This window comes from Vibrio sp. 10N.261.46.A3 (assembly GCF_041472995.1).
Lineage (GTDB): Bacteria > Pseudomonadota > Gammaproteobacteria > Enterobacterales > Vibrionaceae > Vibrio > Vibrio coralliirubri.
The window spans coordinates 75,549-92,782 of sequence record NZ_JBFRRH010000009.1 but is presented as its reverse complement, the minus strand read 5'-3'; the positions used below and the strand labels follow the sequence as shown (position 1 = coordinate 92,782).

At 44.5% G+C, this 17,234-nt stretch carries 17 protein-coding genes; 13 read left to right on the top strand and 4 right to left on the bottom strand.

All coding sequences use genetic code 11. The features are described 5' to 3' along the window. Window positions 1-42 precede the first annotated feature (42 nt). Entirely contained in the window at window positions 43-765 is a 723-nt protein-coding gene (locus AB4484_RS03315; protein WP_372076419.1) for a tRNA (adenine(22)-N(1))-methyltransferase TrmK, read from the top strand. Between the two features lie 110 nt (window positions 766-875). Here AB4484_RS03315 and AB4484_RS03310 read toward each other — a convergent pair whose 3' ends face one another. Beyond that, a complete protein-coding gene (locus tag AB4484_RS03310; RefSeq protein WP_372076417.1) occupies window positions 876-1,820 on the bottom strand; it encodes an acyltransferase in 945 nt (314 codons plus the stop codon). A 341-nt stretch (window positions 1,821-2,161) separates the two neighbouring features. Between AB4484_RS03310 and AB4484_RS03305 the strand changes: the two genes are divergently transcribed. The 3 genes from AB4484_RS03305 (at window position 2,162) to AB4484_RS03295 (ending at window position 4,578) form a co-directional block, all read left to right on the top strand. Next, complete coding sequence (locus AB4484_RS03305; RefSeq protein ID WP_052879195.1) at window positions 2,162-2,965, top strand: ferredoxin--NADP reductase; 804 nt, start codon at window positions 2,162-2,164, stop codon at window positions 2,963-2,965. 65 nt (window positions 2,966-3,030) lie between these two features. Beyond that, window positions 3,031-3,363: a DUF1971 domain-containing protein gene (locus tag AB4484_RS03300; protein ID WP_048660978.1), complete on the top strand. Its 333-nt coding sequence runs from the start codon at window positions 3,031-3,033 to the stop codon at window positions 3,361-3,363. Between the two features lie 222 nt (window positions 3,364-3,585). Further along, complete coding sequence (locus tag AB4484_RS03295) at window positions 3,586-4,578, top strand: 2-hydroxyacid dehydrogenase (protein ID WP_372076414.1); 993 nt, start codon at window positions 3,586-3,588, stop codon at window positions 4,576-4,578. A gap of 104 nt (window positions 4,579-4,682) precedes the next feature. Here AB4484_RS03295 and AB4484_RS03290 read toward each other — a convergent pair whose 3' ends face one another. The 3 genes from AB4484_RS03290 to AB4484_RS03280 form a co-directional block, all read right to left on the bottom strand. Continuing rightward, the gene (locus AB4484_RS03290; RefSeq protein WP_050647742.1) at window positions 4,683-5,555 is read right to left on the bottom strand and encodes a patatin family protein; all 873 of its coding nucleotides are present in this window, start codon (window positions 5,553-5,555) and stop codon (window positions 4,683-4,685) included. A 217-nt stretch (window positions 5,556-5,772) separates the two neighbouring features. Next, window positions 5,773-7,224: a catalase gene (locus AB4484_RS03285; protein WP_048609850.1), complete on the bottom strand. Its 1,452-nt coding sequence runs from the start codon at window positions 7,222-7,224 to the stop codon at window positions 5,773-5,775. A gap of 287 nt (window positions 7,225-7,511) precedes the next feature. Beyond that, entirely contained in the window at window positions 7,512-8,684 is a 1,173-nt protein-coding gene (locus AB4484_RS03280; RefSeq protein ID WP_372076411.1) for a glycerate kinase, read from the bottom strand. 427 nt (window positions 8,685-9,111) lie between these two features. Between AB4484_RS03280 and yiaK the strand changes: the two genes are divergently transcribed. The 9 genes from yiaK (at window position 9,112) to AB4484_RS03235 (ending at window position 17,232) form a co-directional block, all read left to right on the top strand. Continuing rightward, on the top strand, window positions 9,112-10,113 hold the full coding sequence (gene yiaK / locus AB4484_RS03275; RefSeq protein ID WP_017058863.1) for a 3-dehydro-L-gulonate 2-dehydrogenase: 1,002 nt from the start codon (window positions 9,112-9,114) through the stop codon (window positions 10,111-10,113). A 24-nt stretch (window positions 10,114-10,137) separates the two neighbouring features. Further along, window positions 10,138-10,626 carry a TRAP transporter small permease gene (locus tag AB4484_RS03270; RefSeq protein WP_017058864.1) on the top strand — a complete coding sequence of 163 codons (489 nt, stop codon included), beginning with the start codon at window positions 10,138-10,140 and terminating at the stop codon, window positions 10,624-10,626. Beyond that, entirely contained in the window at window positions 10,626-11,906 is a 1,281-nt protein-coding gene (locus AB4484_RS03265; protein ID WP_017058865.1) for a TRAP transporter large permease subunit, read from the top strand. Before AB4484_RS03270 ends, AB4484_RS03265 begins: the two co-directional genes overlap by 1 nt. A 20-nt stretch (window positions 11,907-11,926) precedes the next feature. Then, a complete protein-coding gene (locus AB4484_RS03260) occupies window positions 11,927-12,901 on the top strand; it encodes a DctP family TRAP transporter solute-binding subunit (protein WP_048614530.1) in 975 nt (324 codons plus the stop codon). Window positions 12,902-12,997: 96 nt separating this feature from the next. Next, on the top strand, window positions 12,998-13,708 hold the full coding sequence (locus AB4484_RS03255; RefSeq protein ID WP_372076409.1) for an L-ribulose-5-phosphate 4-epimerase: 711 nt from the start codon (window positions 12,998-13,000) through the stop codon (window positions 13,706-13,708). A gap of 9 nt (window positions 13,709-13,717) precedes the next feature. Further along, window positions 13,718-14,566: a Cof-type HAD-IIB family hydrolase gene (locus AB4484_RS03250; RefSeq protein ID WP_372076407.1), complete on the top strand. Its 849-nt coding sequence runs from the start codon at window positions 13,718-13,720 to the stop codon at window positions 14,564-14,566. A gap of 47 nt (window positions 14,567-14,613) precedes the next feature. Continuing rightward, window positions 14,614-15,102 (top strand): YhcH/YjgK/YiaL family protein, encoded by a 489-nt coding sequence (locus AB4484_RS03245; protein ID WP_372076405.1) that lies wholly within the window; start codon window positions 14,614-14,616, stop codon window positions 15,100-15,102. Next, on the top strand, window positions 15,102-16,595 hold the full coding sequence (locus tag AB4484_RS03240; protein ID WP_372076403.1) for an FGGY-family carbohydrate kinase: 1,494 nt from the start codon (window positions 15,102-15,104) through the stop codon (window positions 16,593-16,595). Before AB4484_RS03245 ends, AB4484_RS03240 begins: the two co-directional genes overlap by 1 nt. Further along, window positions 16,588-17,232, top strand: a complete 645-nt coding sequence (locus AB4484_RS03235) for a 3-keto-L-gulonate-6-phosphate decarboxylase UlaD (protein ID WP_372076401.1) — start codon at window positions 16,588-16,590, stop codon at window positions 17,230-17,232. Before AB4484_RS03240 ends, AB4484_RS03235 begins: the two co-directional genes overlap by 8 nt. The last annotated feature ends 2 nt before the right edge of the window (window positions 17,233-17,234 follow it).

The following is a 17,234-nucleotide window of genomic DNA, read 5'->3' as shown; positions in this document are numbered from 1 at the left end:
CCTTCGATAAGACAACATCCCTTTTCTAACGACGCGAACCTTATGAAGCTAAGTAACCGACTGCAAACTCTCCACTCCCTTGTCAGCAATGACTACCAACATATTTGGGACTGTTGCTGTGATCATGGCTTTTTGGGTGTTCAACTGTTATCGGATAATAAAGCGCCTCAGATTCACTTTGTCGACATTGTCCCGTCTCTGATGAGTGAGCTTGAAGGCAAGCTAGCGCGCTACTTTCCACAAGATAATAAAGCCGAACAAATGGTTACCAGCCAATGGCAAGTCTACTGCATGGATGTCGCCGCTATCCCGATTGAGAAACATACTGGCAAACACCTGGTGATTATTGCGGGCGTCGGCGGCGATCTCACTCAGAAACTCGTCGATGATATTCATCGTCAACACCCAGAAAAAGCGCTCGATTTCTTGCTTTGTCCGGTGCATCAGCAATTCGAGCTAAGAAGTCATTTAAAGGCGCTCAATTTTGGTCTTATTGATGAAGTGTTGATTGAAGAGAACCGTCGTTATTACGAGATTTTATTGGTGAGTAATAACCAAGGTGATGCTAAAAAGAACCAAACCATTAGCGAGATATCAAACGTCGGAGACAAGATCTGGACACCAAGTTGTGATGAACAAGTGAAGGTATCACAGCAATACAAAGCCAAAACATTACAGCACTACTTACGTATCCATCAAGGACAAGAGAAACAAGGCAAACCGAGCCAAGTCAAGCATATCATTGAAGCATACCAAGCTATTTAACGGTAGTAAGCACTAACTTTATCGCTTACCTTTAATACCGCCAATTCAATAAAAAAGCCGACAGTTCAATGAACTATCGGCTTTTTTTATGCTATCTGTTTGGTTTGATCTTACTGCTCTTGCTTCTTATTAATCGTACCAAGCCCATCAATCGTTTCAGCCTCACAGAGCGTATCAACCCCATAAACTGTATCAAGATAGTCGTCTTTCTCTTTCCAAGTGTTATTCAACCAACTGTGGAAACGGCGCTTAAACGCTTTGTCTTCAAAGTAATTACCGTTCACGTTCTCATCCATCGGATGCAGTTTAATACGCACCACGACCTTGGTCATTTTGCCTTTTAGCATATCTTCAAACGGAGAAGTCTGGTTTTCTGGATAAGCCAGAGTGACATCAACAATACCATCTAAGATTGGGCCCATTGCCGATAGTGCAAATGCTACACCGCCGGTTTTAGGCTTCAATAGGTGTCGGTAAGGTGTTTTCGCGGTCGCCAGTTTCTCGTGATTGGCACGCGTCCCTTCAACGAAGTTAACCAAGGTTGTCGGCGCTAGCTTGAACTTAGTACACGCTTTGTTGATTGCATCGAAGTCATCATTACGACGCTCTGGGTTACGCAGCAAGAACTCACGAGAGTGACGTCTCATGAAGGGCATATCTAGCCCCCAACATGCCAACCCAACAAAAGGGACATACAGTAATTCATGCTTAAGGAAGAACTTAGTCATCGGCATCTTATCTTTCAAGATAGAAGACAGAATAACGATATCCGCCCAGCTCAGATGATTCGACATCATCAAGTACCACTGTTTAGTCGAGATATCTTCCCCGCCTTCGACTTGCCACTCTATGTCGTTGTTCACGTTCAACATCCAAAGGTTGAGCGAAGCCCAGCACCAAAATGTGAAGTTAGCTAAACGAGTACACGACTTCTGCACAACAGAGATTGGCAGAATCAGTTTGATGAGGCCAAAGAAGCTCACGGTAAACGCAGTCATTGCGGTATTGATGGTCACGAACAATACGTTCAAGGCCATACGAAGATTATCAAGCATAAAACACGGCTATATTGAGATCGAAAGCCGCCATTATACTCATCTGCAAAATATTCTCTTCAGTAATTGGTTGAATACCCTAGGGGTCAAACCACTGTACTAATTTTGCTTGTATCAAAAGACCAATTCATCGTTCTGAATCAACAATATCAGTATTAAAAACAATATTAGAGTCATTTAGACCCGAATTTAAATGAGTCTATTTAACACAATTCCAAATTATTTTTGCCACAAACCTAGTATTGATAAGCATTCTCATTATTGGCATGGTACATGCAACTCCAAAATGTAAATAGTTGAGTATCCTTAATGAGATAACTTCTCTACGTAAAGGTGATGATATGACAGATATTCCTCATGGTTTGGTAACCGGTAAAGTCTTAAACAAGACGGAATGGACAGATCAACTGTTCTCACTTCAAGTCAGTGCTCCGGTCTCTCCCTATCAGGCGGGTCAGTTCACGAAACTTGGCTTGCTTAACAGTGAGGATGAGTTCGTAAGGCGCGCCTATTCGATGGTGAACGCGCCAGAGCACGAACAAGGTCATCAACATCTGGAATTCTTGATTATTAAGGATCAGAACGGCCAGCTTTCACCTCAACTTCATGAGTTGAAGGTGGGCGATGACATCTTTGTCGGCAAAGACCCAAGTGGCTTTATGACCTTAGATGAGATCCCAGAGATCGCCGACGATCTATGGATGCTTTCGACCGGAACCGCGGTTGGGCCTTTTATCTCAATGCTCGAAAGCATGCAGATACAACAGCAAAACGGCTCCGAATCTGAAAAAGTCGCCTCGTTCAAAAACCTTGTACTGGTTCATGCCGTAAGAACAGAACAAGACCTGACTTATCGAGACCGTATCGCTCAACTCGTTCATCACTTCCAAGGGAAACTACAATATGTGCCAATTATTTCTAGAGAATCAGTCACCGGAACTTTGCGCGGACGAATCCCAAGCTTGTTACTTGGAGGCGACCTTGAGCAAACCGCGTCTGTCGCTTTCAATCAAACCCGCAGTTTTTTCTACCTTTGTGGCAATCCGCAAATGGTTCGCGACACAAGTGAAGCACTAACCAGCTTAGGTTTCGAAAAGCACTTACGCAGAAAACCCGGTCAATTCAGTAGTGAGAACTACTGGTAAATAACAACCGCCACCCGTTAGACAGAAGCACAACTTTCAAAGAACAGTTAGAGAAGAGGTTTTATATGAGTCATTTACGTATTCCGTCACACTGGAAAATTCAACGTTCCACTCCATTTTTCACCAAGGACAACATACCGGCAGCGCTTCTCAATCATCACAATACCGCTGAGGGCGTATTCGGCCAGATCTGCGTAATGGAAGGCACGGTCACCTTCTACGGTTTTGCCGATGCAGAAGCGACAGAACCAGAAAATGTTATCACAATCGAAGCTGGGCAATTTGCCACAAGCCCGCCTCAATATTGGCATAGAGTAGAGCTTAGCGACGACGCACAATTCAACATTAACTTCTGGTCTGAGAAAGAGACCAAGAAGATGTTCAACACCCGAAAATAAGATCCATTCAATATTGATGAACTTATAAGCAAGCTGCCTCGTACTGTGATTTTTAATGTTCAAGAACTGAAGAAAAAGACCAAATAACCATAGTAATTACAATGACTAATGGTGATAGACAAGAGAAAAAAACTCTAGCACACTGAACAGAGTTATTAGTTTTAATCCCGTTTCAGAGAATGAATTAGTGGGTTATTTATATTTTAGGTAAGAGAGGAAGCCATGCTCAACATTGCTTTTTTTAGCTCAAAATCATACGACGAAAAATCATTTGAACTTGCAAAAGGCGAACTCAACGCCGAGTTCCATTTTCACGATTTTCGACTCACTACAACAACAGCAAAAATGGCGCACGACAACGAAGTCGTTTGTGCGTTTGTAAACGATGACCTATCGCGAGATGTGCTAGAGATTCTAGCAAAAGGCGGCACTAAGCTGATTGCGATGCGCTGCGCGGGCTTTGATAAAGTCGACTTAGACGCAGCCAAAGAGTTTGGTCTGCAAGTGGTTCGCGTTCCTGCTTATTCACCAGAATCGGTAGCAGAACACACGGTCGGCATGATGATGTGTTTGAACCGTAAACTACACAAGGCATACCAACGCACTCGTGATGCGAACTTCTCTCTTGAGGGACTAGTTGGCTTCAACTTCCACGGTAAAACCGTTGGTGTAATTGGTTCAGGAAAGATTGGCTTAGCGACGATGCGTATTCTGAAAGGTTTAGGCATGAACATCTTGTGCTACGATCCGTACCCGAACTCATTGGCAAAAGAACTGGGTGCTAAATACGTAGAGCTCGACGAGCTTTACCAAGAATCTGACGTGATTTCTCTGCATTGCCCAATGAGTAAAGAGAACTACCACCTGTTGGATGCAACGGCATTTGGCAAAATGAAAGATGGCGTGATGATCGTCAACACCAGTCGTGGTGAACTGCTGGATTCGACTGCTGCAATTGAAGCACTCAAACAAAGCAAAATCGGCGCGCTTGGTCTTGATGTTTACGACAATGAGAAAGAGTTGTTCTTCCAAGACAAATCTAACGACGTGATTGTCGATGACGTATTCCGTCGCCTATCCGCTTGTCACAACGTATTGTTCACTGGTCACCAAGCCTTCTTGACTAAAGATGCTTTGTTCAACATCGCCAATACAACGCTCACCAGTGTTGATGCCTTCTTTACTGGAAACACCAACGGCAACGAACTCGTTTAATAGCAGACTGAGTTAAAAACAAACTAGCTCTACAAATACAAAGCCACGCTATTCTGAAGTGAACAGCGTGGCTTTTTCGTTTATTCAGTATTCTAAAACCGTTCCTAGACGCAGAAATGACAATCTTCGGTGTCTAAACCATACACGCCTTTTCGAATGGCAAGGTGCTCTTCACCCGCTTTAATGCCCATCTCATAACCTGCATTAAGAGTGCTTTGATCCATAGTCAAACGCTTTACTGCGAACGCTTCTGGCGGCGCTATCACTTTAATTGTCGCATCTTTGGGTGGGTTACGAATGAACTCCAGAGACTGATTGTAGTTGTCGGCACGCACCGCCATCGACTCAGCAATATTTGGGAATTTCTTTAGTAGCTTTTTCAGCATCCATTGGTGCTTTTGAGGTTTCATTCGGTAACTCAAAGGATGAGAAAGAATCACCGTAATGTCTCGTGCACCACGACGGTATGCTTCACGCACCGGAATCGAATCCGCGACACCACCATCGGTATAACAGCCACCAGAGAAGCACGGTGTTTCTCGGTAAGCAATAGGTAAAGCGGTGGTTGCTTCCACCACGTTAGAGAGGTTTTCTGGCTTAATATGGTAGTAGTCTGCACTGCCCGTATCGACATTTGTGACAGCAGCAATGAGTGGGATACTTGAAAACAGCTCACCACAATCTAGAGGATAACGTTGATTGGATTCGTTCCATAACCATTTCACGTCCACTAAGTTACCGCCTTTAGCAAAGCGAGCAGGGTTAAAGAAGGTCTTATCCGTCGCCATCGTGGTGATCACATCATAACTACGTTTTGGTGCATGAGATAAGTAGCCAACCAGATTCGACACACCTGCAGATACGCCGATGGCAAAGTCATAAGGACGGAAATCGTCTTGCATAAAGGCGTCTAAAACTCCAGCAGCAAAAATACCTCTCATTGCTCCACCTTCAACGATTAATGCGCTCTTATTCATCTCAAACTCTTCTACTTTATAAACTGATAGTCGTAGAATAATCCCATCACTCTTACAAAGATAATGGGATAGATTTATCAATTCGATAGGTAAAAACTATCAATGAGGATTATTAAATTTTTCAATAATTTAGGGTTGCTTAATAAACGGCGAGATCAAAAAAGGCCATCGAGTGATTCACTCAACGGCCTTTCAATTAACGAATCAAGATGATTGATTACGACTTAAATTCACTCACATCGATTTCAAGCAGTTTACCAATGCCTTCACCGTATGCAGGGTCGGCTTTGTAACAGTGTCTTAGGTGACGCAATTGAATCTCTTTTGGTACGCCGCCTAGGTTACGAGCAGTGTTATCAAACAGAATCGCCTGCTTCTCTGGTGTCATTAGGCGGAACAAGTCACCCGGTTGCGAGAAGTAATCTTCATCTTCGCGGTGATCCCAGTGTGCTGCTGCGCCATCTAGGTTCAGTGCTGGTTCAGCGAAGTCTGGCTGCTCTGCCCACTGACCTTCGTTGTTTGGCTCATAGCCTAGTGTGCCACCGAAGTTACCATCAACACGCATCGCACCATCACGGTGGTAGCTGTGTACTGGGCAACGAGGTGCGTTCACTGGGATGTGCTGATGGTTAACACCCAATCGGTAACGTTGCGCATCACCGTAAGCAAACAGACGGCCTTGAAGCATCTTGTCTGGCGAGAAGCTGATACCTGGAACCACGTTCGCCGGATTGAATGCTGACTGCTCTACTTCTGCGAAGAAGTTTTGTGGGTTACGGTTTAGCTCGAATTCACCCACTTCGATCAACGGGTAATCTGCATGAGGCCAGATCTTAGTCAAATCGAACGGGTTGTATGGAACCTTCGCTGCATCCGCTTCTGGCATCACTTGTACTTTCAACGTCCATTTCGGGAAGTCTTGGTTATCGATGCTGTCTAGCAAATCACGTTGATGGCTTTCGCGATCATCACCGATCACTTGTGCCGCTTCTGCATCAGAAAGGTTCTTAATACCTTGCTGAGATTTGAAGTGGAATTTAACCCAGAAACGTTCGTTATCAGCATTGATGAAGCTGAACGTGTGGCTACCAAAGCCGTGCATGTGACGGTAAGTCGCAGGGATGCCACGGTCACTCATTACGATAGTAATTTGGTGTAGAGCTTCCGGAAGAGAAGTCCAGAAATCCCAGTTGTTTTTCGCGCTACGCATGTTGGTGCGTGGGTCACGTTTCACCGCATGGTTTAAGTCAGGGAACTTAAGAGGATCACGAAGGAAGAATACTGGCGTGTTGTTGCCCACCATATCCCAGTTGCCTTCTTCAGTGTAAAACTTCAATGCAAAGCCACGGATATCACGCTCAGCATCGGCAGCACCGCGCTCACCGGCTACTGTTGTGAAACGGGCAAACAAGTCGGTTTTTTTACCGACTTCAGAGAACAGTTTTGCCTTGGTGTATTTTGTGATGTCGTGTGTAACGGTAAATGTGCCGTAAGCACCTGAGCCTTTCGCGTGCATACGACGCTCTGGAATCACTTCACGATCAAAATGGGCCAATTTCTCCAAGAACCAAACGTCTTGAAGAAGTTGAGGACCACGTTTGCCCGCAGTTTGAACATTCTGGTTATGAGCAACAGGACAACCCGCAGCTGTAGTTAGTTTTTTACTCATCATCAATTCCTTATTACCTTTTAGGTGCAGCATCTTTGTTGCACCGCCACTTCTGTATGGTAGTTATTCATCACACAAAACCACGCAGTAACTAAGGATATAGAATAAGCTTGAATCAAAGTAAAATATAATCGTTTGTAATTATCGTTATCATGGACAAAACCTATCAAGTTAATGATCTAAATCATAATCATTTCATATTGATAAGAATATTTACAATATAATAATCATGAACTTACGAAACACAGCAAACCAAACATCGGTTTACCCCATCTTGTAGATGCCCACTATTTTTGCGATATTTTGTGACCTAACCGTAAAGTCGCTGCAATATTTCTTGCCGTTCTCGTCAAGTTGATATCAGCCTCTTGTAGTACTTTTTCTAAGGTTTGAGGTGATCTTACCGTCCCGAACAAGCTGCTCATTTCGCCGTAAAGTGCTTCTACTTCGGTGCCTAAAGATCCGGCAATCCCTATGGTTGGAATGCCCTGTAAGCTCGCACGTTTAGCAATCCCATAAGGCGTTTTTCCTTGCAGAGTTTGATTGTCCATTTGACCTTCGCCGGTAATCACAAGGTCTGCGCCTTTCAATACTTCATCGGCTTGTAAAACATCAAGCACCATCTCGATACCCGGTTTAATCTGCATGTTAAACAACAAACCAAGTCCCATTGGAGCACCACCAGCCGCGCCATAACCAGTGCGATTGCGAACGGGGTCATCACCACCAACACAACCTTGAGATTCAGCAACTAGAGCAAAGTTCTCAAGCGCCTTATCAAGCATCAAGACTTGTTCCGGTGTCGCCCCTTTTTGTGGGCCGAATATATGGCTGGCACCGTTATCACCACACAGCGGATTATCGACATCGCACGCCACAATTAACTCGATATCAGCACGGCGGGAATCTAAACCAGTAAGATCAATAGATGCTAAATCCGCTAGTGCAGCGCCTCCTCGGTTAAGCTCTTGCCCTGCATTATCTAACAATGTCCCGCCTAACGCTTGAACAATACCCGCACCACCATCATTAGTCGCACTGCCACCCAATCCAAGAATAATCGTTTGAGCGCCCTGCTCTATCGCTTCCAAAATCAGTTGCCCAGTACCGAATGAAGAAGCAACCAATGGATCACGCTGCTCTGGCGCTAACAAATCCAAACCTGATGCCGCAGCTATTTCAACAAGTGCAGTTTTGTTCGGGTTGCTATCGGATGACTCAAGCATCGCCCATTCAGCATTAACTAATGCGCCCAACGGCCCTTCGACTTGATGTGTTCGCTTTTGCCCCGCTAATCCTTGCAGTAACACATCCACAGTCCCTTCGCCGCCATCGGCTAAAGGCAAGGTCACGTATTCAGCATCAGGGAAGATTTCACGAAAGCCCTTTTCAATGCACGCCGCCACCGATACAGCCGATAAAGATTCTTTAAACGAGTCTGGTGCAATAACAATTTTCATAGAAGTAAGCTCCAATGCTTAACGAATATCGACCAAGAAATAATTCCAAAACAACAAAACCACTATATAGAAAACTGCTCAACTGTAAGGATTTCCCTCTCCAAATTTGACCCCTCGCTCAGATTTCAACGCCACTATTTTATATTCAGTAAAGTTACTGTTTGCTCGAATTCCATAATTTGACAAGTTTATTCCGCCGAAATTATCGAATTTCATTCGATTTAGTCTTAGAAACCAGATCCTGAACACGCTTTTTGTTTCGCATTACGGAATCATGGAATCTTTTTGTTTCACTTTTTAACCAGTTAACAGTTATTAGAGAAAAACTTAATAAGGAAATATTTCGCAACTTTGCTCACAGAATATTTTCGGAATAACAACAATAATTGATTCCGCATTATGGAATTTAACTTATCGGAGAGCACTGATGCCTTTAGTATCTACAGAGAAACTACAACAAGAATATGAACGAATCCTTTTGGCTAGAGACATGAAACCAGAGATGGCAAGCAAGCTTGCAGCAGGTTTTGTTGAAATGGCAAACGAAGGCACTTACTCACATGGCATCAACCGTTTTCCGGTGTTCATTGACCAAGTAGATAAAGGTCAAATCAAATTAAATGCCGAGCCAGAATGTGTTAACAGCATGGGAGCACTAGAGCAATGGGATTGTAACTACGGACCTGGCGTTCTTAATGGTCTTATCTGTGCAGAACGTGCAATGGAATTAGCGCGTGACTACGGTATCGGCATGGTCGGTATGCGTAATTCGAACCACTGGATGCGCGGCGGAGCTTATGTATTAAAAATGGCTCGTGAAGGTTTCGCAGGGATTGCATCGACAAACTCAATCGCAGTAATGCCAGCATGGGGTGGTAAAGATCACCGTGTCGGTTCAAACCCTCTAATCATGGCAGTAGCTGGCGATCCACCCGTTGTTGTTGATTGCTCAATGACTCAATTCTCTTACGGCCAACTTCAAAATTTCGTCCTTGCTGACAAAGAACTGCCTGTCGTCGGCGGCTTCGATGATAACGGCGAACTAACCAAAGACCCACATGTACTTTGGGAAAATAAACGTCTACTTCCAATGGGCTTTTGGAAAGGTTCATCAATGGCAATCGTGCTAGACATGATGCTAACTGCCATCACTGGCGGCCACTCAGTACCCGCACTAACTGAAGATATGGGTGGTGAGTTTGGTGTATCTCAATTCCTTATCGCTATCGACCTAAGCAAGACAATGGACCAAAGCACTTACGCACAAGAGATGAAGCGCATTCGTGACTACGTACTTGAATCAGAGCCTGCAGAAACTGGCTCAGTGATGATTGCTGGTTCTGAAATTGAAAACTTCATCAAGAAACACGAAGCAGCTGGCGGCATTGAAATCAATGATGGAATTTGGGAACAGATTACATCTCTGTAATTTGCCAAAGGTAGGGAAAGCTTTATGCAAAGTGTATTTAAGAGTATTTGGAAAAGTATCGATGTCATCATGGCGGTCATTCTGACTTGTATGATTATTCTCGTATTTACAAACGTAGTTTTACGCTACGGCTTTTCTTCTGGTCTTCGTCCCTCTGTAGAACTATCTCGCCTTGGTCTTGTATGGATTGTCATGCTCGGTGCAGCCGTTGTGCTGCGCCGAGGTGAGCACCTCGCGGTTTCGGAATTCTCTGAACGACTATTCCCTAAAGCAGTACCCGTACTAAGACGAATTTGTTGGGTAATTGTATTGATATCAGTTGGCATGCTTTACGTCGGTTCATACCGTCAAATGATGTCCAACTGGTCAGATATTTCTCAACTAACAGGGCTTCCTTCAGCATTATTTTACTTAGCTGGCGTGGTGTCAGGCGCGTTAATGGGTGTGATTGCCTTTGTACGAATCTTCAAACCAGACTGGCAGCTAGATAGCTTAGAAGAGGAGAAAGAATAATGACGTTAGCCATTTTCTTATCGGTATTGATTGTCTCAATCCTACTTGGTCTTCCTGTCGCATTTGCACTGTTGTTGTCTTCAATGGCGTTGATGCTTCATATGGACTTCTTTAGTGCAGACATTCTTGCGCAGTCTTTAATTAATGGTGTCGACAGCTTTACTTTGCTTGCCATCCCATTCTTCCTTATTGCAGGAGAAGTAATGGCATCGGGTGGTTTGTCACAGCGTATTGTCCGCTTAGCGACCACTTACGTTGGGCATCGTCAAGGTGGTTTAGGTTACGTCGCAATCATGACTTCGGTATTACTTGCTGGCCTTTCAGGTTCCGCTGTAGCAGATGCCGCAGCCTTGGTAAGTATTCTTTACCCAATGATGAAAGCAGCGAAATACCCAGAAGCACCTTCAATGGGTCTATTGGCATCCGGCGGTATCATCGCACCTGTCATTCCACCTTCAATCCCTCTGATTTTGGTTGGTGTTGCTGGCGGTATCTCAATTAAAAACCTATTCCTAGGCGGCATTGTTCCTGGCCTGCTGATGGGTATGACATTGATGTTTGTTTGGCGTTGGACGGTTCGTAAAGAAAATCTAGCGACATCAGAAAAAGCGACAAAAGCAGAAAAGCGCGCAGCACTGAAAGATGGTGTTTGGGCTTTGATGCTACCAGTCATCATCATTGTTGGTATTCGCTTTGGTATTTTCACGCCAACAGAAGCGGCAGTCGTTGCGGCGGCATACGCAATCTTTATCTCTACGTTTGTGTACAAAGAACTCACCATTAAGAAGTTCTATCACATCGTACTGAACGCAGGTCGTTCGACCGCAATGGTAATGTTCTTAGTAGGCTGTGCAATGGTTGCAGCTTGGCTAATTACTGTTGCTCAACTTCCTCAACAACTCGCAGAAATGTTAGGTCCACTAGTGGATAGCCCCCGTCTACTCATGGCAGTAATTATGTTGCTTGTGCTGTGTGTTGGCATGGTTATGGACTTAAGCCCAACAATTCTGATTCTTGTACCTCTATTAATGCCTGTCATCAAGATGGCTGGGATTGACCCAACGTACTTCGGACTGTTGTTCGTTATTAACTGTTCAATTGGTCTGATTACGCCTCCTGTAGGCACCGTACTGAACGTAGTGTGTGGTGTAGCTAGAGTCCCAATGTCGACCGCTGTGAAAGGTGTATTACCCTTCATCGCAGCGTACATGGCTCTGCTCACACTGTTTGTCATCTTCCCAAGCATTATCACTGTGCCAATGTCGTTTGTCATTGGTTAATCCTCGACGGAGAAATAATAATGAAAACCCTACTAAAACTTACTCTACTCGCTTCAACTATCGCAATGAGCTCTAACGTTCTTGCTGCTACAACTCTAAAACTGGCTCACGCCGCACCAGAGTCGGATCTGCAACAAGACCTATCTTTGTTCTTTAAAAAAGAAGTAGAAGCTCGTTCAAACGGCGAAATCAAAGTAAATGTCTACCCACAAGGTCAATTGGGCAGTGATAAGCAGATGATCGATGGCTCACGCGCTGGCATCGTTGACTTAGCGATGGTTGGCCTAAACAACTACAACGGTTTAATGCCTGAATCAGCAGCATTCACTCTGCCATTCATGTTTCCAGATCGTCAAACTGCATACAAAGTTCTAGACGGCGAACCGGGTAAAGAAGTGTTAGCGAACTTCGAGAAGTTCGGCCTTAAAGGTCTTGGGTTCCCAGAAAATGGTTACCGCAACATGACCAATAACGAGAAGCCGATTCGTCTACCTTCAGATGTCAAAGGCCTACAAATGCGTGTTAATGGATCGAAAGCACTGAATGATATGTTCAATGAGCTAGGGGCTAACCCGCAGCAACTTCCAGTATCTGAACTTTATACTGCACTTGAAACAGGCGTTGTTGACTCTCAAGACCACCCAATTTCTGTAACGCTGTCTTTCAAGTTTGATGAAGTACAAAAGTACCTGAGCCTTACTCAGCATGCCTACTCACCATTAGTTCTAACAATGAACCTACGTAAGTTCGACAAGCTAACTGAGGAAGAGCAAAAAATCATCGAAGAGGTTTCAGCTGAAGCAGTGGCAATGCAGCGTGAGCTAAGCATCCAGAAAGAAGACAAGATGATCGCTCAGCTAGAAGCGAACGGTATGCAAGTAAACCGTGATGTTGATGGTGCAGCTTTCCAACAAGCGATTCAGCCGGTATGGAGCGCTTACATCGAGAAAAATGGCGATGTCATGATCAACAAGATCAAGCTAGCCGCTAAGTAACGCGATTGAGTGCGATTGCCTAGTCCTCTTTTTGGCTAGGAAATTTAGCTAGGCAATCCACTCGTAATTTCCCTCAATATCAAAAGGGCAAATACCATGTCTCAAGAACGACATACATACCAAGAATTAAAAGAACGCGTGTTCGCTGCAAACTTACAACTTCCTAAATATGGCTTAGTGACTTTCACTTGGGGCAATGTTTCTGAAATCGATCGCGAGCGCGGTGTGATTGCAATCAAACCATCAGGCGTGGAATACGACGTAATGACGGCTGATGACATCGTTGTTCTCGATTTAGAAGGCAACCGTATTGAAGGTAAATTGAACCCTTCAAGCGACACCGCCACACACGTTGAGCTTTACAAAGCCTTCCCAAACATTGGCGGTATCGTTCATACACACTCTCGTAACGCCACTATTTGGGCGCAAGCAGGCCGCGATATTCCGGCGCTCGGCACGACACACGCCGATTACTTCTACGGTGATGTACCTTGTACTCGCCTACTAACAAAAGCTGAGATCGAGTCAGATTACGAGAAGAACACAGGTTTAGTGATTATCGAAGAGTTCAACCAACGCGATATCGATCCACAGGCAATGCCAGGCGTGATCATAGCGGGCCATGCGCCATTCACATGGGGCAAAGATGGTTCTGACGCAGTGCACAATGCTGTCGTAATGGAAGAGATTGCAGCCATGGCAACCGCTACTCGTGCTATTAGTCCAGAAGTAGCCATTCAGCCAGAGCTACTAGACAAGCACTACAACCGTAAGCACGGTAAGAACTCATACTACGGACAGAAGTAAGGTTTCAGTATGCACAAGCTGTTCACGAATAAGTCGTCTAAGCACAAGTTATTGGCATTAGATCTCGATGGTACCGTTCTCAACTCACAGCACACGATTAGCCAAGAGTTAATCGAGACGATCAAACAGATCGCTCAGCACACTCATGTCGTTATCGTTACGGGGCGTCATCATGTCGCGGCAAAACCTTATTACGATCAGCTTGGTTTATCGACTCCAATAATTTGTTGCAACGGCACTTACATCTTTGATTACCAGAACGATACGGTCATTCAAGAAAACGCCATCGACAAAGAAATTGCTGCTGAGTTTATCACCCTATCTCAAGCTCATGATCTGAAGATGGTGATGTATGTGCGTGATGCAATGCTCTATTCAAGAGCTCGTCCAATTGAATACATGGAAGCGTTACTGACATGGTCTCAAACCTTTCCAGAAAGCCAGCGACCAAACATTCAAAAGGTCGACGACTTCCAACATGAAGCACAAATTTCAGAGTATGTGTGGAAGTTTGTCGTTGAAGGTGAAGTCGACACATTTGCCGAACTTCCTTTCGTTAAAGAGAGCTTCAACGGCGAGCGATCTTGGATTGATCGTGTCGATTTCGCAGCAACAGGTAATAGCAAAGGTAATGCATTGACTTGCTACATTGAGCCGCTCGGTATCAGCCTAGAGCAGTGTGTCGCGATTGGTGATAACCACAATGACATTTCGATGCTTAAAGCAGCAGGGCTTGGCATCGCAATGCAAAACGCAGATGACACTGTAAAAAGCTCAGCCAACCTGATCACGCCTAAAAACAATGATGATAAGACAGGGTTAGCGACGCTTTTACAAGACCTATTTAGTGCCCATTAACTTATAGCATTGGCTTTATTAAGTCATTCATATTTGACGAGAATTTTATGTTAGTCGGAAATACTCAACCTACGCAGACCAGCAAGTCGTACCCTGTCGTTATTCAAAACGTGCTTGAGTACTTAAACAGCATCGACCAAGAAAAACTCACATTAGGTCGTCACGAACTTCCTGGTTTTGATTCAAAACAAGCATGGTTTGTTGTATTGGAATACAACAAAGAACCACTGGGCAACTTTAAACCAGAGGTACATAAGTACCATTCAGATCTTCAGATCGTCTTAGAAGGTTCTGAAGTAATGGCTTGGTCTTTAGATACTGGCACTCATACGGACGCGGGACCTTATAACCAAGAGCGTGACCTTCAATTCTATGAATACGCGGGAGTAGAACTCAATTTCATCCATGCAAAACGCAATCAGTTTTATTTGTTCACGCCAAACACAGTGCACATAACCAACATTGAAAATGATGACAGCCAACCAGTACGAAAACTGGTGGTGAAAATTCACAATGACCTTTTGGAAGCCAAATAATGAATTACTACATTGGAATTGATTCTGGCGGCACTTTTATGAAAGCCGCGTTGTTTAACGCAAAAGGTGAACAACAAGGCCTTGCTCGTGTATCGGCGAGTGTCATCAATGAGAAGCAAGGTTGGGTAGAACGCGATCTTGATGCTTTATGGGGCAACGCGGTCGATGTTGTTAAACAGCTTCTAAATGCCACAAAAGTCGACCCATTAGACATTAAAGGCTTAAGCATTTCAGCCCAAGGCAAAGGCGTTTACCTTCTAGATAAAAAAGGACAAAACCTTGGTCACGGCATTATGTCTTCAGACTCGCGTTCATTACCCATTGTTAAAGAATGGCTAGAACAGAGTAAAGCACAAAAGATTTACCCAACCACACTGCAAACGCTTTGGACAGGCCATCCTGTATCGATTATTCGTTGGATCAAAGAAAACGATGCCGACCGATACAACAATATTGGTGCAGTGATGATGTCTCACGACTACCTTCGCTATCGCTTAACGGGCGAAGTAGCAGCAGAACTGACCAATATTTCAGAGAGTAACTTTTTCAACTCGATCACTGGTGAGTATGACAAAGCACTTCTAAAAACATTTGATATTGAAGAGATATGGGATGCGCTCCCTCCAGTTGTTAAACCTCAGCAACAAGCAGGGAAAATCACCGAGGCAGTCGCAACAGAGACAGGCCTTGCACTTGGAACACCTGTATTTGGTGGGTTGTTTGATGTGGTATCAACCGCAATCTGTTCTGGAATCAACTCTTCTGAAGACACTCTGAACTACGTAATGGGTACTTGGGCGGTCACCTCTGGTATCTCAAAGCAAGTGACTCAAGAAGCGCACAACTTTGTCTATGGCCATTACGCTGTCGATGGTGAATACATCATTCATGAAGCGAGCCCTACTTCTGCGGGCAATTACGAATGGTTTGCTGACTACCTTGGTGATAATGGTCAACTCGACCACCAGCAAAACCAAGCATTAGTTGAAGCATTAGCCACGGCATCAAGCAGTCTCTATTTCGTGCCATTTCTTTACGGTTCTAACCAAGGTCTCGGTTTGAAATCAGGCTTCTATGGGCTGCAATCGCACCATACAAAAGGTCACCTGATTCAAGCAATTTGGGAAGGCATTTTATTCTGTCACAACATTCACCTAGAACGTATGCGTCAGCGTTTTCCGAAAGCTAACGTATTGAAAGTGACAGGAGGCCCTGCGTCTAGCCCTGTATGGATGCAAATGCTGGCTGACCTAACCGGTATGACGGTTGAGATATCAGACGTTGATGAAACTGGCTCATTAGGCGCAGCCATGATGGCAATGGTGGGCGCAGGCGAATTCGCATCACTAGCAGAATGCACGCAAGCCATTACCAATTCTGCATCACGTGTCGAACCAAACCCTGAATACTACGACCTATACCAAACAAAATATAAGCACTATCAAAGACTGGTGCAGTTGTTTAAACAATTTGAGGATGAGATGGATGCCTAAGCCCTTATTACAAATGGCACTTGATGCCACTGATATCGACACTGCATTAGCCTCGATAGAGCATGTTGCAGATAAGTTAGATGTGATTGAAATCGGGACGATTTTAGCCTTCGCCCACGGCGTAGATAGCGTAAGAATCCTACGAGAAAAATACCCAAGCCACATCATTGTGTGTGATATGAAAATCACTGATGCCAGCGCTATTTTAACGCGTCTAGCAATGGAAGCTGGTGCTAACTGGGTAACCGTCAGTGCAGCGGCTCATATCGAAACAATACGTTCGGCCAAAAAAGTGACTGACGAATTTAGTGGCGAAGTACAAATCGAGCTCTATGGACACTGGACTCTAGACGACGCAAGAGCATGGGTCGATATGGGTATAAAGCAAGCAATTTATCACCGTTCTCGTGACGCTGAACTCGCAGGTGTGAGCTGGACCGAAGAAGATTTGATAAAAATGCAGAAATTATCGGATATTGGAATTGAACTATCCATAACTGGTGGTATTGTGCCAGACGATCTGCATTTGTTTAAGAATCTGTCTGCAAAGTCATTTATTGCTGGTCGTGCATTAGCCGGTAGCAATGGCCGTGACATCGCAGAAAACTTCCATACTGAAATAGGTAAACACTGGTAGCA